We start from the raw sequence: 22972 nt of genomic DNA on the forward strand, positions 1-22972 counted from the left end.
AGCAAGCAACTCGAGTCTGCCCGAATCAGTCGACGATTCCGTAGAGTCGATCACCGGCATCGCCGAGACCCGGAACGATATAGCCATGCTCATTCAGGTGGTCATCGACCGCTGCGACAACCAGCGTCGTCTTGATGATCAGCTCGTCGACCAGCGAGCGGAACTTCTCGACCCCTTCGGGCGCGGCGAGCAGACAGATGCACGTCACGTCGTCGGCGCCGCGCTCGGCGAGGAACTGCACGCAGCCGCTGAGCGACCCACCGGTCGCCAGCATCGGGTCGAGGACGAAGCATTGGCGCCCGGACAGGTCGTTCGGTAGCCGCTCGGCGTAGGTAAACGGCTTGAGGGTCTGTTCGTCCCGCACCATGCCCACGAACCCCACTTCAGCCGTCGGCATCAGTCGGGTCATGCCCCCGAGCATCCCGAGTCCCGCCCGCAGGATCGGGACGACCAGGGGTGTCGGATCGGCCAGAGCAACTCCTGGGGTCTCGGCCACGACCGGCGTCTGGATGGTGATGGGCCGAGTCCGTACATTGCGGGTTGCTTCATAGGCCAGCAGTGTCACCAATTCGTCCACCAGATCGCGGAAGGTGGGGCTTTTGGTGTTGACATCGCGCAGGCAGGTGAGCTTATGGGCCACCAACGGGTGGTCGAGTACCTTGAGATCCACGTGGCTTACCCTTGCACAGCTCGATGCTGCATTGCGCGTGGGGCCTGAAAGTGGCCCCTGGACTTTCAGCTGGAGCGTGCATCTGACACCATGGTGATGTACGCCCGGGGAACAAGAGGAGCCAGGATATGAGCGCTGATGATGAGCAGTTCGTAGACGGTGAGCCCGAGGGCCTGGGCGACGAATTTGATGCCCGCGATGCCGATCCGGACGACGGCATCGTCCCGGACGACTATGACGAACTCGACGACGACGATTCGGACGACGAAGACGATGAGGACGACGACTTCGACGACGATTACGACGACGCCACCGAGGAAGAGATCGACTTCGTCGTCGCGCTGTACCGTGAGGACGGCGTCGGGGTTGCCACGGAGCTGGCTCCGCAGCTGGCGAACGATCTGGAAGAGCTCGTGGAGCAACTGCGTCGGCTTCCCGGAGACGCCGGCGCTCTGGGTGTGGTCTCGATCGCGGGGCAGTTCTTCGTGCTCTGCCGGGTGCGGGGACGAACGGTGCAGGTGCTGCTGAGCGATTCCATTGCTTCCAATGACTGGCCGATCGCCCGCGATGTGGTCGATTATCTCGGCATTGAGGTACCCGATCCGGACGACGATTCTGAGGTGCTGGGCGATTTCGAGATGCTGGCCGATCAGGGCGTCAGCGAGTTCGACATGGAGCAGATCGCCGGCGACCCCGATGAGGATTCCGACCAGCTGGTGCACCAGGTCATCGATCTGATGAAGCTCAGCGGACCATTCGAACGGGCGATCAACTGAGCCGATGGGACGCCGCGATGCGGCGAGCGCTGGAGGTGGCCGAACTGGCTGCGGCCGGCGGGGATGTCCCGGTTGGCGCGGTCGTACTGGCGGCCGATGGTGAGCAGTTGTCGAGCGGCGGCAATGAGCGCGAAATGCATGCGGATGTCAGCGCGCATGCCGAGATCGTGGCGTTGCGCCGAGCCGAGGCCGTTGTCGGCGATGGCTGGCGGTTGCCCGGATGCACCCTGGTGGTGACCCTCGAACCGTGTGCGATGTGCGCCGGGGCAATCGTTGCCGCCCGCATCGAGCGCCTCGTCTTCGGGGCTTTCGATCCTAAGGCGGGGGCTGTGTCGTCGCTGTGGGACCTCGTGCGGGATCCTCGCTTGACTCATCGGGTGGAAGTCACCGCCGGTGTGCTGGCCGCAGAGGCCGAGGCGCAACTGAAAGCCTTCTTCGCCCAGCGTCGCGGCTGAGCCCGGGTCGATTCAAAAAGGCCGATTGGAAAAACCGGTGGCCGATGCCGTACCCTAGTCGACGGTGACGTGTCTGAGCGGCCGAAAGAGCTCGCCTCGAAAGCGAGTGTGGTGCAAGCCACCGAGGGTTCAAATCCCTCCGTCACCGCGAGGAAGGCCGAGGGGAGAGCAAGCCTGCTTGCTCTCCCGAGGTCGACGAAGCAGTTGAGACGCCAAGCGTCGAGTTCCGCTCTGGGAGGGCATGAGTGCCCTCCCATTGGTGTGCTTCCCGGGGATCCGCCCGTCGCAGAACTGGACGAGGTGCTTGACTGAGCGGCGGCCCGAATACATTTACGTCAATAGCGTCAATGCTTGACAGGGCAGAGTATTCGTAAGCGTGTGGGTTTCTTGCCAATCTCGACTGCTCAGCAGACGCCTAGTCCTCCGCCACGCGCCGGCATTCAAGATCCCCGAAACCGTCGACTGCGGCGAGCACGGGCTCGAACGCGGCATCGTCCGGATCGATCAGTTCATAGTGGCCGACACCGGGCAGCCGGACGAGACTCACCTGCGACCCTGCCGCGATCGCCTTCGCCAGATACGACTCGCTGATCGCCAGCGGGACTTCGTCGTCCTCGATGCCATGAATAAGTACCACCCGGCCGGCCGACGGCAATCGCGCGGCGGGGTCGGCGTCCGCATAGCGTTCGGGTAGCTGGACAGGGCCGCCCCCGAGGAAATCGAGTGCGGCACCGTTGCCGAGGTTGCGTTCCACCGCCAGCCCGAGGTCGACGCAGCCGCCCAGGACGACGGCCCCGGCGACTCCGTCGCAAGTTTCCAGTGCATATAGCGCGAGTTGTCCACCCGCCGAGTGACCCACCAAGACCCGTGGTTCCGGAAACCGGGGATCGGCGATGATGGCCGCCAGACCCGCCCGCAGATCCTCCAATGTGCCCGGGTAGCCACCACCCGGCATTCCCATCCGCCGATACTCCATTACCGCAGTCGGGTGACCGGTGTCTGCGAAGCGCTGCGCCTGCCCGGCGGCGTGGCTGCGATCCCAGATGCCGCGCCAGAAGCCGCCGTGGATGACAACCACCGTGGGCAGCCGCCGGCCCATGGACTGCATCTGCGCAGCGGGCAGCCGGACATCGTAGACCTGCGCCGGGTCCGGTCCGTAGCCGACGTTCAGCTCATCTCGGGTCGTTGTCATCTCACAGGGTCTCCAGGACCAAGCTGGTGCTTGAGGACCCGAGATCGAGATCTGATCCAATCTTGTGGTGCAGGAAGTCCCGTAAATCCGAGGTGCTCTTGCAGATGACATCGACGACCAGATCTCGATCACCACCGACCACGAATACCTGCTGGACCTGCGACTCTGCCCGCAAACGGCGGGCGATCCCGAGCATTCTGGTGCGTGCGTTCGGTTGCACCCGCAAGAAGAGCAGGGCCTCGATGCCGAACCCGAGCAGTGCGAGATCAAGGTCGGCGTGGTAGCCCCTGATCACGCCTATCTCTTCCAGACGGCGTACTCTGGACAGGGCCGTCGAGGGTGCGACACCGGCGTGGGTTGCGAGCGCATTGTTGGGCCTGCGCCCGTTGTCCGAGAGCTGCTGCAGTAGCGACACATCTACTGAATCCAGCCGAAGATTGTTCGTTTCGATTTCGCAGATCGACAGCGATTCGAAATCTAATCTGGCCATCGTTGCCTCCGCTGAGTCAATATTCGAAGACAATAGCAGACCGCCCGCGGGTAGTTCAGGATTCTCGCATCCATTGAGGACGAAGCTCGGTGCACCGTCGCATCCGAAGTCGGAGTCAATCTATCGAAGGGATCTGCGATGAATACCCCTACTAGCCGTGCAGCCTGCATGCAGGCGGACGAACGCGATCCGCTGGCCGGCTTTCGCAGTAGGTTCGTTCTTCCCCAGGGCGTCATCTACTTGGACGGTAACTCTCTCGGCCCGATGCCGGCCACGGCGCCGCATCGCGCTGCTGAGGTCATTAGCGAAGAGTGGGGTGATCAGCTGATCCGGGCCTGGAACACCCGGGGTTGGTTCGATCTGCCGGCCCGGCTTGGCGAGATGCTCTCTCCGCTGATCGGTGGTCAGGCCGGTGAGACTGTGGTCACCGACAGCACGTCCATCAACCTTTTCAAAGCGGTCGCCGCGGCGCTGACTATCCAAGAAGCCGATCGTCCCGGACGACGGGTCATCATCTCCGAGCGCGACAACTTCCCCACCGATCTCTACATCCTGCAGGGCCTGGCTGCTTTCATCGACCGTGGTTACGAACTCAAGTTGATCAATGACGACCAGGTCAACCTCGACGACCTGCTGGACGACTCCGTCGCCTTGGTTGCGCTCTCGCACGTCAATTACCGCACCGGTCTGCTGCGGGACATGGCGGCGGTCACCGCCCAAGCCCACAACGCGGGCGCGCTGATGCTGTGGGACCTGTGCCATACCGCGGGCGCGTTGCCGATTGAGCTGTCTGCCTGCGCCGCCGATTTCGCGGTCGGTTGTACGTACAAGTATCTGAACGCCGGTCCGGGTGCCCCAGCGTTCATCTGGGTCAGCGAGCAGCACCAGAACCGATTCTGGCAGCCGCTGTCAGGCTGGTGGAGCCATCGGGCGCCGTTCGACATGCGCCCGGAATACGTGCCGGCCGAAGGCATCGGCCGCTACCTCTGCGGCACTCAGCCGATCACCTCGATGGCGATCGCCGAATGCGGTCTGGAAATCGCCGCCGAGGCCGATATGGCCGAGGTGCGGCGCAAGTCACTAGCGTTGGCCGATCTGCTGATCGACCTGGTCGAGACCACGTGCGCCGATCATCCGCTGACGTTGATCACGCCGCGCGAACATGACCGCCGAGGCAGCCATGTGAGCTTCCGTCATCCCGAGGGATACGCAATCGTCCGAGCTCTCATCGCGCGCGGCGTGATCGGTGACTACCGAGAGCCCGAAGTGATACGACTCGGGCTCACCCCGCTCTACTTGAGCTTCACCGATATCTGGGACGCGGTCGAGATCCTCGCTGAGATCCTCGACACCCGTGCCTGGGACACCGAAGAGTTCCGCACTCGCGGCGCCGTCACCTAGCTTCCTTCTGCTTCCATCAGCAGGTCCGACCCTCAAGGGGAAACCATGAGCAGCTTCGACAAAATTCAAGCGCGAGAACAAGGCCTAAGCAAGGCATTGACCTCTCGCCAGATCAGCATGATCGCCCTCGGCGGTGCCATCGGTACCGGTCTCTTCCTCGGATCCAAGTTTGCCATCAGCTATGCCGGCCCGAGCGTCATCATCAGCTATGCCATCGGCGCGGTAGTCGCGCTGCTATTGATGGCAGCGTTGGCGGAGATGACCATTCAGCATCCGACCTCGGGCTCGTTCGGTGCCTACGCCGAGCATTACATCGGTCCGATGGCCGGCTTCCTCGTCCGTATCTCCTACTGGTCGTGCATCGTGCTGGCGGTGGGCACCGAGGTTACCGCCATCGGCACCTATATGAAGTTCTGGCTGCCGGATGTGCCCGGCCTGGTGTGGATTATCTGCTTCTCCGCAGCCCTGATCGGCGTCAACATGTTCAACGTGCACGCCTTCGGGACGCTGGAGTTCTGGCTGTCATCAATCAAGGTCTTCGCGATCATCGCCTTCATCATCATGGCCGCCGTCGCGGTCTTCGGTAACTTCAGTCCGGACTTCGGCTTTCACAACTACACCGCCGATGGTGGCTTCATGCCCAATGGGATCTGGGGTACCTGGATCGCGGTGATCGTGTCGATCTTCAGCTATCTGAGCATCGAAATGATTGCGGTCGCGGCCGGTGAGGCGGAGGATCCCGAAACGGCGACCAAGTCTGCCTTCCGCACCGTGATCCTGCGACTCTTCCTGTTCTACATCTGTACCTTGGCGCTGATCGTGGCCATCGCCCCGATGCATGAGATCCTCGAGGGCGGAAGCCCCTTCGTCACGGTGATGTCCGTGCTCGGCATCCCCTTCGCTGACAGCATCCTCAACTTCGTCGTGATCATCGCCGCTTTGTCAGCCATGAACAGCCAGCTCTATACCTCTACGAGGATGGCCTTCAGTCTGGCACGCGGGGGAGACGCACCAGCATTCATCGGCCGAGTGGCCAAGAACGGCGCTCCGGTGAACGCGTTGGTGCTGTCGGCCATTGGCATTGCGATTGCAACTATCGTCTACGTCATCAATCCCGAGCAGGCCTTCGTGGTGATGATGGCGATCTCGATGTTTGGTGCGATGTTCACCTGGATGATGATCTTCGTCTCACATATCTTCTTCCGCCGTAGCCTGGCCAAGCAGGGTATCCCGGTGAAGTACAAGTTGCCGTTCTACCCGGTCGGCACCTATGTCGGAGTCTTCTTGATGGCGGCGATTCTGTTGACCACCGCGTTTACGGACTCATCCTTCAACATGACGCTGGTCTTCGGCAGTCCGTTCCTGGCCGTCGTCAGTGTCTGGTATTGGCTTCGGGTGCGGCCACGCAAACTCGCCGAGTCCGCAGCTGAGCGAGCGGCGGAGTCCGCCGCAGAATCAACCGCTGAGGCAGCAGCCGAGAGATTGTCGCCGTCAAAGACAAGTACACCAAGGCGACGGCGAAAAGTGGCACCCGAGCTCTAGCAGTGTGTCAGGAAGCGAGATTCCCGAGCGGATGCGCGCCGCGGATGTGCTCCAGCACCGTGGACGTTTCCGTCGAAGCCACCGATCCGTGTTGATTCAGCTCGTGCAGCACGAAGTCGCGCAACGCGGCCGAGTTCGGCACCGCCACCCGCACCAGCAGGTCACGTGCTCCCGCGAGGAAGTAGACCTCGATGACCCCCGGGCAATGAGCCAGCCGCTCCGCTTCGGAGTGCAGTTCGGCACGGGCACCTTGCTGGATCTGGACCTGGATCAGTGCCTCCAATGGGCGCCCGAGGGCAGCGAGGTCGACATCGGCGTGCACTCCACGGATCACGCCCGAGTCCATCAGAGCGTGCACCCTGTTGTGTGCGGTTGATTCGGCGACCGAGGCCGCCTGCGCCAGCGCGCTGTTGGGGATACGTCCGCGGGCCATCAGCAACTGCAGAATCAGCTGATCGGTTGCATCGAGTGGGCGAGGATTCTTCGGCGCCATTGCCTTGGCGTGATCATCCTTATGAGTCACTCCGCAAATTTATCCTGAAGGATCCTCACCACAAAGGCCCTGGGTCTTTCTTGGCGATGTTTTTTTCAGCACGCTTTTCGTCATGGGCCCCGCAAGGGCGCGGGGCGTCAAACTTTGGAAGGTAGATCATGAAAATCGGTGTTCCCAAGGAGATCAAGAGCCAGGAATCTCGCGTCGCCATCACCCCGGCCGGCGTACATCAACTGGTCCAGCACGGGCATGAAGTTCTGATCGAGGCCGGTGCCGGTCTCGGCTCGGCAATCACCGACGAAGCCTTCAAGAATGCCGGCGCGACCCTCATCAGCTCTGCCGCCGATACCTGGGGCTCGGCTGACATGGTCATGAAGGTGAAGGAGCCGATTGCTGCTGAGTACGGCTTCCTCCGTCCTGACCTGGTGCTGTTCACCTACCTGCATCTGGCCGCCGATCAGGCCCAGACCGACGCCCTGTTGTCGTCCGGCACGACGTCGATCGCCTACGAGACGGTGCAGACCGACCGCGGCACGCTGCCGCTGCTTTCCCCGATGAGCGAGGTCGCCGGACGTCTGTCGACTCTGGTCGGCACCCAGTGCCTGATGAAGCACCACGGCGGCGACGGCATCCTGATCTCGGGCGTGCCCGGTGTGAAGGCCGGCAAGGTCGTCGTCATCGGCGGCGGCACCGCGGGTTACAACGCGGCGCAGATGGCATATGGCATGCGCGCCCAGGTGACTGTGCTGGACGTGAATCTCGACCGGCTGGCTCAGCTCGACTCCGAGTTCAAGGGTGGCGTGTCCACGGTTGCGTCCACCTCGTATGCGATCCGCGACGCGATTGCCGAGGCGGACCTGGTCATCGGCTCCGTGCTGATCCCTGGCGCACGCGCTCCCAAGCTCGTCACCAACGAGATGGTCGCCTCGGCGAAGCCGGGTTCGGTCTTCGTGGACATCGCTGTTGATCAGGGCGGATGCTTCGCCGACACGCACGCGACGACCCATGCGGATCCCACCTACCCGGTGCATAACAGCGTCTTCTACGCCGTTGCGAACATGCCGGGCGCGGTGCCGGTCACCTCGACCTACGCACTCACCAACGCCACCCTGCCGTACGCGACCAGGCTGGCCGACCTCGGCTGGCGCGAAGCACTGTGCCGCGACAAGACGCTGGCCCGCGGTCTGTCGACCGTTGGTGGCGAGCTCACCAGCGAGCCTGTCGCCGCTGCTTGGGGTCATAGCTTCATCTCCATCGAGCACGTGCTCGCTGCGTAGCTGCACACGATCGGTACATCGGAAACCTAGGCCGGCGGACCGAGGGCCCACCTGACCTCATTGGGAGGCAGGCGAGTACCCTCGCTTCGGATGGGCACCCGCCCATCCGAAGTTCCCGCCGGTGTCAGCACACCCCAGGAAACGAAGGAGTTCCCACGTGAGTAGCAAAGAATCACCCACGTCTCAGACCGCTACGGCCCCCGATACTCAATCGGATACGCATCTTGAGCGAGGCTTGGGCAACCGGCATCTGCAACTGATCGCCATCGGCGGTGCCATCGGCACCGGCTTGTTCATGGGCTCCGGCAAAACCATCCATCTGGCCGGCCCCTCCATCCTGATCGTCTATGCCATCATCGGCACACTGCTCTTCTTCGTGATGCGAGCCATGGGCGAACTGCTGTTGTCGAACCTGAATTACAAGTCGTTCCGCGATATCGCCGAGGCGATCCTCGGCCCGTGGGCAGGCTTCTTCTCCGGCTGGACCTACTGGTTCTGCTGGATCGTGATCGGCATCGCCGATCTGACCGCGGTCACCGCCTATGTACAGTTCTGGTGGCCGGACGTACCGAAGTGGCTCGCCGCGACCTGCCTGGTTGCGCTGCTGCTGGGCCTGAACCTGATCGCTGTCCGGCTCTTCGGTGAGGTCGAGTTCTGGTTCGCCATGATCAAGATCGTCGCGATTGTGTCGCTGATCGTGGTCGCGATCGTCATGATCTTCGCGGGCTTCGTCTCGCCCGAGGGTCATCAGGCCTCGCTCGCCAATCTCTGGAATGATGGTGGGTTCTTCCCAACCGGTGGTCACGGATTCCTGGCCGGTTTCCAGATCGCTTTCTTCGCCTTCGTCGGTATTGAGCTCGTCGGCACCGCAGCCGCCGAGACCAAGGACCCGCTGACGACGCTGCCGAAGGCGATCAACGCCATCCCGGTGCGAGTCATGCTCTTCTACATCTGCGCGCTGGCCGCGATCATGAGCGTCACCCCGTGGCGTTCGATCGATCCGGCTGTCAGCCCGTTCGTCTCGATGTTCGCGTTGGCAGGCTTCGGCGCTGCTGCCTCGGTCATCAACTTCGTCGTCCTGACCTCGGCCGCCTCGTCGGCCAACTCGGGCATCTTCTCGACCTCCCGGATGCTCTTCGGGCTCGCGCTCGATAACAAGGCCCCGTCGCGGTTCGGGCGCCTGACCAAGCACAAGGTGCCGGCCAACGGCCTGATCTTCTCCTGCTCCTGCCTGCTGCCCGGTCTGGTCTTGCTCTACCTGTCGGACTCGGTCATCGAGGCCTTCACCGTGGCCACCACCGTCGCATCGGTGCTGTTCATCTTCGTGTGGAGCCTCATCATGATCAGCTACCTGGTCTACCGACGCCGCAATCCGGAGCTGCACGAAGCCTCGACCTACAAGATGCCCGGCGGCATCGTGTTGTCGTACGTGGTGCTGGCATTCTTCGTCGGGATGATCGGCATCCTGATGATGGAGCAGGACACCAGGACCGCGCTGATGGTCACGCCGATCTGGTTCATCGTGCTGGGCATCATCTATGCGGTGTACCGTCGTCGTCATCCTGAGGACATCCGCAAACCGGCCGTTTCGGATGGACCGTCTCCGGTCAGCCAGGAAGAATTGGTGCTGAGCGAGTCGGAGCCTTGGGTGACCGAGAATGATATGCGGGAGCCGATCGGTTCCGCCACGCATGACAGGCGCCCGGTACCTCATAGCTAGTCGTTGACTCTTCGGTCATGGGCCGACCAGGCACGCGTCACTCCACGCGCCTGGTCGGCCTTTCACTCTCGGCGGCGGAGACTGGCCTGCGGGGGCTCAGCGCCTGGCGAGTAGACTGACGCCAGTGAGTGAGGCGCAGATGGAACCCTGGTGGACACGCTGGTCGTCCTATTTCTCGGCCAACTTCAGGGCCGGTTGGATCCGGGTCAAGGGCGCGGCGATTCCCACCTTGCAGACCGCGTTCTTCGCCACCATCTCCTGGCTCTTCTGCCGCTATGTACTCAACGACCCGGCACCGATCTTCGCTCCGATCGTCACCTTCGTCTGTATGGGCCTCAGCCGCAACCGCGAGCTGCGTAAGGCGGTCGAGATGGGCGTCGGAGCGAGCGTGGGCGTGCTCATCGGCGGTCTGGTCGGCCAATATTGGGGCTTCGGGCCGCTGCAGCTCTTTGTGCTTTTCTTGGTCTGTCCGCTGATCGGACGGCTGATCGACCGCGCAGAGATGGTCGCCTTCCAGATGGCCATCCAGTCGATGGTCGTGGCGGCCATGATGGCACTGATGAATTCTGGGCCACATGCGGTCACGGTCATCGACCGGTTCTTGAATGCCGTGGTCGGCTCGATCGTGGCGTTGCTGGCCACCGTGGTCTTGCCCACCAACGTGATGACTCGTCCGAAGCGCTACGTTTCGTACGCGGTCTTGGAAGTCGCGCGGATCATGCGACGACTGAGCAAGGGCCTGATGGACGGCGACGCCCAGGCTATCGCCTCGTTGCGGGGCCGTCTCGCCTCGTTGCGCGAGCTGCTGAACGACGGACGCAGGGCCCTCACCAGCGCGCAGGAGACCGCGTCGGTCAGCCCCCGCGCCTTCGGTGCCAGGCAGGGCCTGGCCGAGCTGGACCGCATGCTCGAACTCATCGAACGCATGCATGTCACCTTGTCGATGATGCAACGGCAGGGACGAGGCATGGTCTCGGAGGTTGGCCCGATGGCCGATCTGGCGGCCCCGATGTGGCACGCGGCCGACCTGCTGGAGCAGATCTCCCGAGGCATTTCGGAGTGGAAGCGGCCGACCGAGGCGCGCGATCAGGCAGTGCAGATGGCGGGCACGCTCGGTCCGGCCAAGTTTGTCGATGAACCGGAAGACTGGCGCACTGCGGCGCTGATGTCGATGCTGCGCGCGGTCACGGTCGACATGTTGGAGCTCACCGGACTGTCGATGGCCCAGGCGCGGGCGGTACTTGCCGACACCGGCGATTTCAAACCGGACGAGGATCCCGAGGCTCCCGATGTCGAGTTGGCATCGGCGATTTGGGGGACCGAACAACTACCCGTGGTAGGACCGCGACCAGAGATCCGGCCCGGTGAACCGGAGAGTCTGGCTGCCCCCGACCGCGCGATGCCCGACAAGACGACCCAGACCAAGACGACCCAGACCAAGACGACCCAGACATAGCCGTCAGCTGGTGAGCCTCTCAACCGGCGTTCTCGGTGGCCGGTTGGTCGGTGGCCTCCGGGACGCAGATGACGCCGCCGGGTACATCGATCGATGTGGGAGCGGCATCGTTGAAGCCGGCGTAGCTATCGCCCAGCAGCACGTCGACGGTGCCGTCGGTGCGCTCGTCCCCGCGGGTCTGCGCGTCCACGAAGAATCCGGCCACCAGCTGTACTTCCGGCGAGTCCGCCGAGGCTCCCACGATGACGGTCGCGCCGACCTGCTCGTTGGTGTTCGCAGGCGACTTGGTCTTGAAACCGTGGTACGCCAGTTGTTCGCTGACCTGGCTCGCCAGCCCGGCCTGGCTGCCCCCGTTGAAGACCTGCACCGTGACCTGGGTGGTGATCAGCACGGATGCGGACTGGGTGACGCAGGGGTTGGAGTTCGCGAAGGGACGGGTCAGCTGATTCCAGCCCCACCACAAGCCGTAGCCCAACAGAGCGAGTAGCAAGAGCAACGTGATGGGGGCCGCCCATCTACGCGCTGAACTCCTCACGTTTGCTCCTGAAGTGCTGGGCCCAGAGGGCGATGATGGCGTTAGCCTACTCGACCGTGCGATTGATCGAGATCAAGGACGCGAGCGTGTACGGTGGACCGCTGCTGAAGCGCGGATCGCAGCGCGCGGTGCAGGCCGTCCTCGAGGTAGAGTTCGCCGCGCCAGAGCACCACGTGGGCGAACAGATCCCCGTAAAACGTCGAGTCCTCTTCTAACAGGGCATCCAGATTGAGCGTGCTCTTGGTGGTGACGAGCTGATCGAGGCGCACCTGCTGCGGCGCGACCGAGGCCCATTCACGTTGGCTGAAGCCGTGATCGGGGTATGGTCTGTCATCGCCGACTCGCTTGAAGATCACTCGGCCATACTAGCCAGCCGAGGCCTCAGGTCCCCGGATGATCGCCGAAGTCCTTAGCTAAAGTCTTCTGGCACGGCCCACTGCTCCGCGTGCGGTACCTGCGCGATCGTGCCATGGCATGCTTGGTGACATGTCAGCTGATCAGCCGAACGAGTCGGCCGCCGAAGCCGAGGTCGAGGCGATCCGCGCGGGATATATTTTCGACGAGCCGGCCATCGATCTCGGGGTTCTGAGCGTGGACGATGAGCCGGTAACCGATGCCCGGATCCGCATCCCACTCGCCATGTTGAACAGGCATGGACTGGTCAGCGGTGCCACCGGCACCGGCAAGACGATCACGCTGCAAGTGCTGGCCGAGCAGATCGCCCAGGCCGGCGTCCCGGTCTTCGCCGCCGACATCAAGGGTGACCTCTCGGGTATGGCGACCCCCGCCGAGCCGAATGAGAAGCTCTTGGCGCGGACAGCGAAGAACGGGCAGGACTGGCATGCTGCGGCCTCGGCGGTCGAGTTCTATGCGTTGGGCGGGCAGGGCAAGGGGATCGGGTTGCGGGCCACGATCTCGAGCTTCGGTCCGATTCTGCTGAGCAAGGTGTTGGAGTTGAACGAGACCCAGGAGTCCAGTCTGGGTCTGGTCTTTCACTTCGCCGACCAGGCGGGTCTGCCGCTGCTGGACCTCGAGGATCTGGTGGCGGTTTTGAAGTACCTCGACTCCGACGAGGGCAAACCCGAGTTGAAGCAGATCGGCGGTCTCAGCAGCCAGACGGTTGGCGTGATCCTGAGGTCGATCGTCAACCTCGACCAGCAGGGAGCCGGAGTCTTCTTCGGTGAGCCGGAGTTTGATACCCATGATCTGCTGCGGACGACTCCGGACGGACGCGGTGTCGTCAGCATGCTGGAGTTGCCGAACGTGCAGGATCGTCCGGCTCTGTTTTCTACCTTCCTGATGTGGCTGCTGGCCGATCTTTACCATGATCTTCCCGAAGTCGGGGATGCCGATCGTCCGAAGCTGGTCTTCTTCTTCGACGAGGCGCACCTGCTGTTCAACGGGGCGTCCAAGGCCTTCGTCCAGCAGATAACCCAGACGGTGCGGCTGATCCGTTCGAAAGGGGTCGGCGTCTTCTTCGTCACCCAGACACCCAAGGACGTGCCGTCTGATGTGCTCGCCCAGCTCGGCAGCCGGATCCAGCATCAGCTGCGCGCGCATACCCCCGACGACGCGAAGGCCCTCAGGGCTACGGTGAACACGTTCCCGAAATCGGGCTACGAACTCGCCGAGCTGTTGACGCAGCTGGGTATCGGGCAGGCCGTCGTGACGGTGATGGATCCCGATGGTGCCCCGACTCCGGTCGCCTGGACGAGGATCTTCGCGCCGCAGTCGAAGATGGGGCCGACCGCTCCTGCGCGGCTGGACCAGATGATCGCCGCCAGCCCGCTGATGGCCCGCTACGGTCAGCAGATCAATCGGGACTCGGCCTACGAGATGCTTGCCCGCAAGCTTGCCGCCGGCGCCGAGACCGCTCGGGCACAGCTTCCCGCGCCACCTCAGCCCAAGGCAACTGCTCAGCCGAAGGCCGCTTCGAAGACCAGAGCACCGAAGGCCGAGAAGTCGGTGATAGAGCAGGTGGCGAATTCGAGCGTGGTGAAACAGTTCGCCCGTTCAGCCGGACGAGAGATCGTCCGCTCGCTGTTCGGCACCGCGCGGCGTCGCTGATGGCGCAGCTCGGCCTGCGCGACCAATGGCCTGTCCGGGCGATGCAGTCCGGTGGCGTACTCGGGAGCCTGGGGATGATCGGCGGACAGATCGCGCAGGGTTCGACCCTCGGTCAGGTGATCTTCACCGTTATCTTCGCGATCATCTTCCTGGCCGCGATCTGGCTCTTGGCGATCGGAGCAGCCAGGCGGTCGCGCGCTGACGGCACCGAGCGGCTCTCCGAGCGAGAACCGCGGCGCTCGGTGGTGATCGGGTTGATGATGATGGCGGTCGTGATGTGGCTGGCTGCCGGTTACGGGGCATTCATCGCGGTCTTGTGGCAGGCTCCCGCGGACGCGTGGCTCGAACTCGCCTACCTCGGGATAGCGCTGTGCGCGACCGGGGCAACGGTCGTCATGCGCCGGTCTCGTCAGGAATGGCTGGCCCACTACCGTCGCGACTGGCCGTCCGAAGGCTGACGACCTGTCTGACGTGCTGGCTACGCTTGGCCTGGCAACGGTGGCGCTCACCAGAAGATCGCAAGGGCTGTCTGGTCAGGAGACCGCAACAGGAAGTGCTTCGGCAACCGTCGCGACGAGCGGCGGATGAGTCTCTTTGCTGCCGGTAGAGGCGCGCAGAGCCCAGAGGATTGAAATGACGTCGACGCCCTCTTGGAGCCAGGCTCCGATGAGTGCGGGGAGCATCCCGAACGCGGCGATGATCATAAGAATCACGCTGAGGCCGATGCCGACCCAGATGCTCTGCAGGGCGACGTTCACCGTCTCGCATCCTACGGTGTGTGCCCGTGCAACTCGGGAGATATCGTCGCGGAGGATGACCACATCGGCGGATTCGCTGGCCGCGGTTGATCCGCGTGCACCCATCGCGATGCCGACGTCGGCGGCGGCTAGGACGGGCGCGTCGTTGACACCGTCGCCGACCACCACGACGGGACGTTCGGTGATGGCGTTGATGGCGTTGACTTTGTCGATGGGTAGGCAGTTTGCCCGCACGTCCGCGATACCGAGGGTTGACGCAACGTGCACTGCGGTGGGTCGGTCGTCGCCGGTAAGCATGACGATCCGGTGGATGCTCTGTGCGCGCAGGTTGTCGATGGTCGCGCGGGCGTTCGCTCGAACTTCATCTCGGAACACCAGTGCGCCCGCCGAGGTGCCGTCGACGGCGACGTAGATCGCCAGTTCGCCGCTGTTCAATGGCGTGCCTGGAATCTCCTGTCCCACTGTTGCGGAGACGAACGAGCGCTTGCCGACGACTACAGTGTGGCCGTCAATGCTCGCCGTGACTCCGTTGGCTGTCGATTCTTCGGCGTCCGTGGAGCCGGAGAGCGGAAGACCCCGGCCGGAGGCGGACTTGATGACCGCAGCAGCCAGCACATGAGCGGAGAATTGCTCAGCGGATGCTGCCAACCGCAGCAGCTCGTCGGGCTCGATGGTACCGGTCGTCCGCACGTCGACCAGGCTGGGTTCACCCTGGGTGAGGGTGCCGGTCTTGTCGAACGCGAAGGTCCGGGCGCGGTGGAGCTTCTCCAGGGTGGCGCTGCTCTTGACGATCGCGCCTTCCCTCGCGGATCGGCTCATCCCCGCCATGAATGCCACCGGCGCGGCGATGATCAGCGGGCACGGGGTAGCGACGACCAGCACCTCCGCGAAGCGCACCGGGTCGCCCGATACCAACCAGGCCACCCCGGCGATCGCGAACGCCACCGCAGTGAACGGCAAAGCGATGCGATCGGCCAGGCGCACCATCGGGGAGGTACTGGCCGTCGCCGACTCGACCAGCGCGACGATCTGCTGATACTGGCTGTCTTTGGCCGCCCGCGTGACCTGCAACACGACAGCCGTCCGACCGTTGACGCCACCGGAGAGCACCTCCTGGCCGGTCGATCTCTCAACGGGCATGCTCTCCCCGGTGAGGGAGGACTCGTCGAACACCCCGAGTTCACTCATCAGGGTGCCATCGACCGGCACGACCTCGTTAGCACGGACCACGACCCGATCGCCGGGAACGACCGCGTCGATCGGCACATCCTCGGTCGCCCCGTCTGCCGTCATGCGGTGCCCGAGCTGAGGGGCGCGGGAGAGCAGAGCCGTCAGGTCCCGCTTGGCGCGGTTGGCCGCGTAGTCTTCGAGCGCCTCTCCACCGGTGAGCATCAGCACGATCACCAGCGCCGCCCAATACTCACCGACGACCACTGACGCGACGATCGCCGTCACCGCCAGGATGTCGATTCCGAAGGTGCCGGCGCGTAGCTCTCGCACCATCGCCCACGCCGACCTGGCCGCGATCAGCAGGGCGAAGCCGGCCAGCAGCCACCTGCTGAACTCGCCCCGCGCAGTCAGGGTGAGGACCTGCGCAGCGGCAGCGACCAGCAGCGTTGCCACCACAAAGGGATACCTGCGAATAGCGGCAAGTAGTCGAACCATTGTTTCGGTCTACCCGAGATATGTTGCCTTCGCCAGCGAGGCTAGGCACCCCTTATGCGGTCACCCGGGCGCTGGGAATGAGCCAGTCATCAGACGGTCGTGCCATCGGCTACCGATTTGTTCGGCGCGAAAGCAGCGGCTACCGGCAATTCGGTAGCCGCTGCGATTCTCGGTAGCCGCTGCTTGGCGGGCGCGTCTTCTGATCAGATCAGGCCCTGGGCGATGACCGCGTCGGCCACCTTGATGAAGCCGGCGATATTGGCACCCATCACGTAGTCACCCGCGTGACCGTATTCCTCGGCAGTCTGGGCACACGTATCGTGGATGTTCTCCATGATGTCGGCCAACTTGTTCTCGGTGAACTCGAAGCTCCACGAATCGCGGGACGCATTCTGCTGCATCTCCAGACCCGAGGTCGCCACGCCACCCGCGTTGGACGCCTTGCCCGGCGCGTAGAGGACGCCCGCCTGCTGGAAGGCAGCAATAGCGGCCGGGGTACAGGGCATGTTGGCGCCCTCCGCAACGGCCGCCACGCCACCCTTCAGCAGCGCTGCCGCAGCTGTCTCGCCGAGCTCGTTCTGGGTCGCACACGGCAGCGCGACGTCGACCGGAACATCCCAGACCGAGCCACCCGGCACGAAGGTTGCACTCGAGCCGCGGCGAACAGCGTAGTCGGAGACGCGTCCGCGCTCGACCTCCTTGACCTGCTTGAGCAGATCAAGGTCGATGCCGACCTCGTCCACCACATAACCCGACGAATCCGAGCAGGTGATCACCTTGGCGCCCAACTCCTGGGCCTTCTCGGTGGCGTAGGTCGCGACATTGCCCGAACCGGAGATCGAGACCCGCTTGCCGTCGAAGCCGAGCCCACGGGTGGCCAGCATCCGCTCGGTGAACATCACCAGGCCATACCCGGTGGCCTCGGTGCGCACCAGCGAACCGCCCCAGGTGAGACCCTTGCCGGTCAGCACGCCCGCGTCGTAGCGGTTCGTGATGCGGCGGTACTGGCCGAACATGTAACCGATCTCGCGACCGCCGACGCCGATGTCACCAGCGGGAACGTCGGTCTGCGGGCCGATATGGTTGGCCAGTTCGGTCATGAACGACTGGCAGAAGCGCATGACCTCGCCGTCGGAGCGTCCGTGCGGGTCGAAGTCCGCGCCGCCCTTGCCGCCGCCGATCGGCAGGCCGGTCAGCGAGTTCTTGAAGATCTGCTCGAAGCCCAGGAACTTGATGATGCCCAGGTAGACCGACGGGTGGAAGCGTAGACCGCCCTTGTACGGGCCGAGCGCCGAGTTGAACTCCACCCGGAAACCGCGATTGATCTGCACCTTGCCGGCGTCGTCGACCCACGGCACCCGGAAGATGATCTGGCGCTCCGGCTCGCAGATGCGTTCCAGCACGGCGGCTTCGGTGTATTGAGGATTGCGGTCGATGACCGGGCCGAGAGTGTCAAAGACTTCGCGTACCGCTTGGTGGAACTCAGCCTCGCCGGGGTTCCGGGCGATGATCTGGTCATAGACGTGCGTCAAGTTGGCTTCCACAGGGGTCCTTTCGTCATGCTCATTGCAGTGTGGAACCGCACCCTCGGGTGCAGACGTCATTCCACACTATGAACAGCGGTATTTTAGGGCCTGACGATGGATCAGCGCGTCGAGTGGCGGTTTCTGATCCAGGAAGCGACACGCAGCGGTATCCATCGGAGGGTCCTTACGGCGATTGACCGGGGTCCTCGGTGTCCGTGTCATCTGGTGAAGTGGGTTCCGGCGCACTGGTCGCGGTGGTCGGAGGCTGCTGGGTTGTGGTGGGGACCTGCGTGGCAGTCGTCGGGGGCGCGGTCGTGGTCGGCTGCTGCGTCGTGGTGGTCATCGTGGGGGCGGTCGTGGTCGGAACAGCCGCAGTGGTCGTCTTGGGCGCTGTCGTTGTCGGCCTGGCCGAGGTGGTCGTCGGGCTGGTGGTGGCGGTGGAGGTCAGGGTGACGGTCGGGATCTGGGACGGAGTGCGGGTACCCGTCGTCCACGAATAGACCAGGGCGGCGATCAGGCCGACGATGAGCAGGCCGACCAGCCAGGCTCCCCAATGGCGGGTGCCGCGGGTCTTGCCGTCGCCGTCTGGCGGCTGGGCGGCGTCGGCCACCGGCCCATAGTCGGCCTGATTCGCCGGGTCCTGCCAGCCGGTCTGCTCGGACGCGGGATACTGCGCGGAGGGATAGGTCGCCGCTGCCGCAGAGCCTTGGGTAGGGGGCATCGCCTGAGTGTGCCCGAGCGGGGCGCCGGCGACCGGCTGATCGCCGATCAGCTGAGTCTCCGCCGTGGCGCCCATCAGCTGAGTGGCAGTCGGATCGAGTGGGACGCTGGGAGCGATCTGCGGATTCGCCGCGATCGCGCGCAACTCCCTGGCCACCTCGCGGGCGGTCGGACGCTCGCCAGGATCCTTGGCGAGCATCCTGGTGACGAGGGTGTCGAGCGCCGGTGGGGCGTCGGGGCTCAGTTCGGCCAGCGGGATCGGGATGTCGAAGGCCTGCGAATGGGCAACCGCGATCGAGCTGTCGGCCAGGAACGGCGGGCGTCCGAGCAGCAGGTGGTAGGCGACGCAGCCGAGCGAGTAGACGTCGGACGCCGGGCCGACCTCCATGCCGCGGGCCTGCTCCGGTGACATATAGGCGGCGGTGCCGATGGCGGTGGCCGGACGAGTCAGGTGCTTGCCCGCTTCGTCCACCAGCCGGGCGATGCCGAAGTCCACCAGCACCGGACGACCGAGTTCGGGATGAACCAGCAGGTCGGGCGGCGTGTCGTCGGCGCCGCGGGGGGCGTCCAAGACGATGTTCGCCGGTTTGACGTCGCGGTGTGTGATGCCGGCATCATGAGCCGCCTGCAGGCCTTCGGCGACATCTGCCAGCAATGGCATGGCCACCTGGTAACTGAGCGGCCCGCCCTCTTTGACGAGCCTGCTGATATTGGGGCCGCTGAGCAACTCCATCACGAGCCAGCCGCGGCGTGCATCGGTGCCGGTGTCCCAGACCTTCACGATCGCATCGTCGCTCAACCCGGCAATCGCGATGCCCTCGCGGCGGAATCGTTCGGCCATCGCCGGATCGGTGGCGCCGGCCAGGTCGACGATCTTGATCGCCACGGCCCGCTGCAGCAGCGTGTCGACACCCCGCCACACTCGCCCGGTCGCGCCCTCGCCGACCTGGGCCACGAGTTTGTAGCGTCCGGCCAGCAACTCAGATTCCATGCTCACTATCCTGCCCCACGCGGCTGTGCCTGTTCGACGCGATCACCCGATCGCGAGATCGGGATCGCCGGGTTTGCGGAATGCGGGTACGGCACCCAGCAGTTGGGTGTTGATGGTGCGGCCGCGTCCGAAGTCGGTGAGGCTGGTCGGCAGATCCGGGGCCGACTGCACGGTGATGACATGCCAACCCGGATGGTCGACCGAAGGTCGCACGTCGAGCAGATGAATCCCCTTGCGGTACAGAAGACTGGCCTTGCGCTCCAGCATCGCGGTGTTGCGGGTGAGGCGGGTGATGCCCAGACCGTAGCCCATGATCAGCGGGCCCATGGCGTTCCAGATCTCGCGGCTCTGCGAGCCTGAGTAGACCTGCCCCCACGACCACGGGCCGGTGGTGACCAGATCCTCGGGGCTCTTGCGATCCATCCGCCAGTTCATCGCGACGACCACCGCGATCATCGCGACGATGCCGATCAGCACGATCCAGCCCGACCGGGCGCTGACCGAGAAACCTGCGAAGATCACGCCAACACCTGCAGCCAGCAGCAGAGCTGCGGTGGCAATGCGGTAGATGCGGCCGTATTTGCGTTGCCGGCGACGCTCATCGGCGAGGATCTCGCCGTCGGCAACTATCTCATTCTCCACGAGTAGCCAGACTACAAGAATGCCCCTAGCGGCCCGAGCCGGTTGCCGTCGGCTGCAGGCCTATCGGCCGCGTGGTGCCCGGCGGCGTCGGACCAACGGCACGAGTGCTGCCAGCAGCATCAGAGCGGTGGCCAGCACGAGTAGCCACCAGCCGGTGGCGGGCAGAATCTCCTCGTAGCCGCCTGTCGGGTTGCCGAACTCGTCCATGCCGTCCCAGAACACCCCGGTCGGTAGCGCGTGCAGGATGGCGGTGGCGATCTGTACCGCCACGGCGGCGAGCGCCACGAATGGCCACCATCGCGGTGCCCCGGGTAGCCACGCGAGCCCGGCCAGCAGCGTGACCAGCCAGGTCGCAGCCAGCACAATGGCCATCGGGTTGTCGATCTGGTGGTCGAACAGGCCATATTCGATGGTGAACGGGGCGTCGGGCCTGGTGGACGAGATCGGCACCCAGGCCGTCGCCCAGCACCCCAGTGCGGCGAGCAACGCGGCGAACCGGCTGATGAGCGGCAAGGACCCCGAAGACATGCCGAGAGCCTAGCCAGTGCCGGGGTTAGGCGGCTCTGGCCAGGCTCTCGGTCTGCCGGGCCGATCAGGGTCGGCCCGCGCGGTTCAGTCCTCTTCGATGGCTGCGGAGAACTGCGACTGGTAAAGGTCGTAGTAGGCGCCCTTCGCAGCGATCAGTTCATCGTGGGTGCCCTGTTCGACGATCGCGCCCTGGTTCATCACCAAGATGAGATGCGCGTCGCGAATCGTCGACAGCCGGTGCGCGATGACGAAGCTCGTTCGTCCGGCGCGCAGCTTGGCCATCGCCTGCTGGACGAGCAACTCGGTGCGGGTATCGACCGACGAGGTTGCCTCGTCCAGGATCAGCACCTCGGGCTGCTTGATGAACGCCCGGGCGATGGTGATCAGCTGCTTCTCACCCGCGGAGACGTTCGTCCCCTCGTCGTTGATCACCGTGTCATAGCCGGCGGGCAGCCGGTGCACGAACTGATCGACGTGGGCAGCCTCGGCGGCGGCGATGATCTCCTCTTCGGTCGCGCCGGGCAAGCCATAGGCGATGTTGTCTCGGATCGTGCCGCCGAACAGCCAGGTGTCTTGCAGAACCATGCCGAGAGGCTCGCGCAACGCCGATCGGGAGACCGTCGTGGTGGGCACCCCGTCGATGCTGATTTCGCCGCCGTCGATCTCGTAGAAACGCTCCAGCAGGTTCACCAGCGTGGTCTTCCCGGCCCCGGTCGGACCGACGATCGCGACCGTCTGGCCCGGCTTGGCCTCCATGCTCAGGCCCTCGATCAGCGGACGATCGGGGGAGTAGGAGAAGTCGACATCGCGGAACTCGACATGCCCGACCAGATCGGCCGGCAGCCTACCGGTCTGCTCGTAGGTCATCTCCTTGGTATCGAGCACCTCGAAGATGCGCTCCGCTGAGGCAACACCGGATTGCAGCAGGTTCGCCATCGAGGCGATCTGGGTGATCGGCTGGGTGAACATCCGCGAGTACTGGATGAACGCCTGCACATCGCCGAGCGGCATCTGCCCATTGGCGACCCGTAGACCGCCGACCACTGCGATCGCCACATAGTTCAGGTTTCCGATGAACGAGTTGACCGGCATGATGATGCCCGAGATGAACTGGGCGCGGAAGGAGGAGTTGAACAGCCGGTGGTTGGTCACCTCGAAGGTGCTCTCCACCTCGCGCTGGCGTCCGAAGACCTTGACCAGCGAGTGACCGGTGTAGGCCTCCTCGATCTGTCCGTTCAGCTCGCCGGTGGCATCCCACATGGAGACGAACTGCTTCTGCGCCTTCTTGCCGATGAACATCGAGATCACGGCCGCCAACGGGACGATCAGCACGGTGATGCCGGCCAACAGCGGGCTGACCGACAGCATCATGATCGTCACGCCGATCAAGGTGAGCATCGAGTTGAGCAGCTGCCCCAGGGTCTGCTGCAGCGTCTGTTGCACGTTGTCCATGTCGTTGGTCATCCGGCTGAGCAACTCGCCGCGCGGCTGCGCATCGAAGTAGCTCAGCGGCAGCCGATCGATCTTGGCCCGCATCTCGTCGCGCATCCGGAAGGTGGTGCGCTGGACGGCTCGGTTCAGCATGAAGTTCTGCAGGAATCCGAGCCCGGCGGCGATCAGATAGAGCCCGACGGCCAGGCCCAGCCAGTGGCCGAGCAGGCTGAAGTCGATTCCCTGACCAGGTACGACAGTCATGCCGGAGAGCATGTCGGCCAGTTGTCCTTGGCCATTGGCGCGCAGCATGTCGATGACCTGCTGCTGGGTCATGCCGGCCGGCAAGTTCTTGCCGATGATCCCCGAGAAGATCACATCGGTGGCCTTGCCCAAGATTTTGGGGCCCACGACGGTGCCCGCGACCGAGGCGACACCCATGATGATGACCACCACGAAGAGCAGGCGTTCGGGCTTCATGAACCCCAGCAACCGCATCAGCGACGGGCCGAAGTTGACCGCCTTCTCCGCAGCGGCGGCACCGGCCCCCGGACCATGCCCTATTCGGCTGGGCGCGTTCTTGGGACGCGCATTCGCCGTGACTTGCATCTTCTTCTCGGGCATTTTCTCCTCGGGT

The 22972-nt window shown here is 64.2% G+C and carries 20 protein-coding genes, 1 tRNA gene and 1 pseudogene; 10 read left to right on the forward strand and 12 right to left on the reverse strand.

Annotated features, from left to right (window positions below; translation table 11 throughout):
- Window positions 1-25 precede the first annotated feature (25 nt).
- Complete coding sequence (gene upp / locus AAFP05_RS04355; protein WP_341728631.1) at window positions 26-670, reverse strand: uracil phosphoribosyltransferase; 645 nt, start codon at window positions 668-670, stop codon at window positions 26-28.
- 128 nt (window positions 671-798) lie between these two features.
- Here upp and AAFP05_RS04360 point away from each other — a divergent pair, with 128 nt between their 5' ends.
- From AAFP05_RS04360 to AAFP05_RS04370, 3 genes are all read left to right on the forward strand, one after another.
- Entirely contained in the window at window positions 799-1446 is a 648-nt protein-coding gene (locus tag AAFP05_RS04360; protein WP_341728632.1) for a tRNA adenosine deaminase-associated protein, read from the forward strand.
- A gap of 17 nt (window positions 1447-1463) precedes the next feature.
- Entirely contained in the window at window positions 1464-1901 is a 438-nt protein-coding gene (locus AAFP05_RS04365; RefSeq protein WP_341728633.1) for a nucleoside deaminase, read from the forward strand.
- 63 nt (window positions 1902-1964) lie between these two features.
- Window positions 1965-2049, forward strand: a tRNA-Ser gene (locus AAFP05_RS04370).
- 267 nt (window positions 2050-2316) lie between these two features.
- On the opposite strand, the gene AAFP05_RS04375 is transcribed toward AAFP05_RS04370, so the two are convergent.
- Window positions 2317-3093, reverse strand: coding sequence for an alpha/beta fold hydrolase (locus tag AAFP05_RS04375; protein ID WP_341728634.1), 777 nt, complete (start codon window positions 3091-3093; stop codon window positions 2317-2319).
- A 1-nt stretch (window position 3094) separates the two neighbouring features.
- The gene (locus AAFP05_RS04380) at window positions 3095-3583 is read right to left on the reverse strand and encodes an Lrp/AsnC family transcriptional regulator (RefSeq protein ID WP_341728635.1); all 489 of its coding nucleotides are present in this window, start codon (window positions 3581-3583) and stop codon (window positions 3095-3097) included.
- Between the two features lie 138 nt (window positions 3584-3721).
- Between AAFP05_RS04380 and kynU the strand changes: the two genes are divergently transcribed.
- Window positions 3722-4984, forward strand: coding sequence for a kynureninase (gene kynU / locus AAFP05_RS04385; RefSeq protein ID WP_341728636.1), 1263 nt, complete (start codon window positions 3722-3724; stop codon window positions 4982-4984).
- Between the two features lie 45 nt (window positions 4985-5029).
- Window positions 5030-6526, forward strand: coding sequence for an amino acid permease (locus AAFP05_RS04390; protein ID WP_341728637.1), 1497 nt, complete (start codon window positions 5030-5032; stop codon window positions 6524-6526).
- Window positions 6527-6533: 7 nt separating this feature from the next.
- Here AAFP05_RS04390 and AAFP05_RS04395 read toward each other — a convergent pair whose 3' ends face one another.
- Window positions 6534-7049, reverse strand: a complete 516-nt coding sequence (locus AAFP05_RS04395) for an Lrp/AsnC family transcriptional regulator (RefSeq protein WP_341728638.1) — start codon at window positions 7047-7049, stop codon at window positions 6534-6536.
- Between the two features lie 128 nt (window positions 7050-7177).
- Between AAFP05_RS04395 and ald the strand changes: the two genes are divergently transcribed.
- The 3 genes and pseudogenes from ald (at window position 7178) to AAFP05_RS04410 (ending at window position 11472) form a co-directional block, all read left to right on the forward strand.
- Window positions 7178-8296 (forward strand): alanine dehydrogenase, encoded by a 1119-nt coding sequence (gene ald, locus AAFP05_RS04400; protein ID WP_341728639.1) that lies wholly within the window; start codon window positions 7178-7180, stop codon window positions 8294-8296.
- 157 nt (window positions 8297-8453) lie between these two features.
- Window positions 8454-9866: pseudogene (cycA, locus tag AAFP05_RS04405) on the forward strand (D-serine/D-alanine/glycine transporter); the annotation flags it as partial.
- A gap of 274 nt (window positions 9867-10140) precedes the next feature.
- Complete coding sequence (locus AAFP05_RS04410; RefSeq protein ID WP_341728640.1) at window positions 10141-11472, forward strand: FUSC family protein; 1332 nt, start codon at window positions 10141-10143, stop codon at window positions 11470-11472.
- 19 nt (window positions 11473-11491) lie between these two features.
- Here AAFP05_RS04410 and AAFP05_RS04415 read toward each other — a convergent pair whose 3' ends face one another.
- Together AAFP05_RS04415 and AAFP05_RS04420 are read right to left on the reverse strand one after the other, a co-directional pair.
- Window positions 11492-12007: a LytR C-terminal domain-containing protein gene (locus AAFP05_RS04415; RefSeq protein ID WP_341728641.1), complete on the reverse strand. Its 516-nt coding sequence runs from the start codon at window positions 12005-12007 to the stop codon at window positions 11492-11494.
- A 41-nt stretch (window positions 12008-12048) separates the two neighbouring features.
- Entirely contained in the window at window positions 12049-12363 is a 315-nt protein-coding gene (locus AAFP05_RS04420) for a type II toxin-antitoxin system VapB family antitoxin (protein ID WP_341728642.1), read from the reverse strand.
- 130 nt (window positions 12364-12493) lie between these two features.
- On the opposite strand from AAFP05_RS04420, the gene AAFP05_RS04425 reads away from it, so the two are divergent.
- Together AAFP05_RS04425 and AAFP05_RS04430 are read left to right on the forward strand one after the other, a co-directional pair.
- Window positions 12494-14074 (forward strand): helicase HerA-like domain-containing protein, encoded by a 1581-nt coding sequence (locus tag AAFP05_RS04425; protein WP_341728643.1) that lies wholly within the window; start codon window positions 12494-12496, stop codon window positions 14072-14074.
- Window positions 14074-14532 carry a hypothetical protein gene (locus AAFP05_RS04430; RefSeq protein ID WP_341728644.1) on the forward strand — a complete coding sequence of 153 codons (459 nt, stop codon included), beginning with the start codon at window positions 14074-14076 and terminating at the stop codon, window positions 14530-14532. Before AAFP05_RS04425 ends, AAFP05_RS04430 begins: the two co-directional genes overlap by 1 nt.
- Before the next feature lie 75 nt (window positions 14533-14607).
- On the opposite strand, the gene AAFP05_RS04435 is transcribed toward AAFP05_RS04430, so the two are convergent.
- The 6 genes from AAFP05_RS04435 to AAFP05_RS04460 form a co-directional block, all read right to left on the reverse strand.
- Entirely contained in the window at window positions 14608-16497 is a 1890-nt protein-coding gene (locus AAFP05_RS04435; RefSeq protein WP_341728645.1) for a heavy metal translocating P-type ATPase, read from the reverse strand.
- 203 nt (window positions 16498-16700) lie between these two features.
- Window positions 16701-18041: an NADP-specific glutamate dehydrogenase gene (gene gdhA / locus AAFP05_RS04440; protein ID WP_341728646.1), complete on the reverse strand. Its 1341-nt coding sequence runs from the start codon at window positions 18039-18041 to the stop codon at window positions 16701-16703.
- A gap of 166 nt (window positions 18042-18207) precedes the next feature.
- Window positions 18208-19734 carry a serine/threonine-protein kinase gene (locus tag AAFP05_RS04445; protein WP_341728647.1) on the reverse strand — a complete coding sequence of 509 codons (1527 nt, stop codon included), beginning with the start codon at window positions 19732-19734 and terminating at the stop codon, window positions 18208-18210.
- 42 nt (window positions 19735-19776) lie between these two features.
- Window positions 19777-20376, reverse strand: coding sequence for a hypothetical protein (locus AAFP05_RS04450; protein ID WP_341728648.1), 600 nt, complete (start codon window positions 20374-20376; stop codon window positions 19777-19779).
- 60 nt (window positions 20377-20436) lie between these two features.
- On the reverse strand, window positions 20437-20904 hold the full coding sequence (locus AAFP05_RS04455) for a hypothetical protein (protein ID WP_341728649.1): 468 nt from the start codon (window positions 20902-20904) through the stop codon (window positions 20437-20439).
- Between the two features lie 84 nt (window positions 20905-20988).
- Window positions 20989-22944 carry an ABC transporter ATP-binding protein gene (locus AAFP05_RS04460; RefSeq protein WP_341728667.1) on the reverse strand — a complete coding sequence of 652 codons (1956 nt, stop codon included), beginning with the start codon at window positions 22942-22944 and terminating at the stop codon, window positions 20989-20991.
- Window positions 22945-22972 lie beyond the last annotated feature (28 nt).

Origin of the sequence: Brooklawnia sp. (assembly GCF_032229645.1) — a bacterium.
GTDB lineage: Bacteria > Actinomycetota > Actinomycetes > Propionibacteriales > Propionibacteriaceae > Brooklawnia.